The sequence below is a fragment of the Erwinia aeris genome, assembly GCF_041224955.1.
Lineage (GTDB): Bacteria > Pseudomonadota > Gammaproteobacteria > Enterobacterales > Enterobacteriaceae > Erwinia > Erwinia aeris.
In genome coordinates this window covers 1-389 of sequence record NZ_JBGFFX010000034.1, presented here as the reverse complement: position 1 = coordinate 389, position 389 = coordinate 1, and the positions used below count along the sequence as shown (strand labels likewise).

General features: G+C 52.2%; 1 protein-coding gene. It reads left to right on the top strand.

Annotated elements, in window-relative coordinates; translation table 11 throughout:
* On the top strand, positions 1-238 hold a 238-nt coding region (locus AB6T85_RS23715), incomplete at its 5' end, for a T6SS immunity protein Tli4 family protein (RefSeq protein WP_369897060.1).
* Positions 239-389: the final 151 nt, after the last annotated feature.

The window sequence follows — 389 nt, the reverse complement described above, 5'->3', positions numbered from 1 at the left end:
TATCCCCGCCGAAACATGGCTGTTTGGTGGTAACCAGACCCTCAGGAACGAGGAAACAAACGAAGATGAAAAAAGCACCTTCTATAATTTTATCCTTTCTGCCAACGAGCGGGATGCCACGCCTGAAAAACCTCATCTTAACATTGGCCTCAGCAGCGAGTACAAAAAGACGCGCTACAGCGAGGCGCAGATGATTGAAATCTGGGACCGGCTGGTGAATTCATTACGCTACAAATAACCGGTTGAGGTTATACGGCTCTCCGGTTTCCCCTGGGGCCACGTTAATCGCGCAAAGGATACTTATCATGAAGACTTTCCGGCCGAGGGTTGCGTTATTGCTGGCCGCCATACTCCTGACCGCTCCGGCTACGGCCGCCGCATTACCGCAG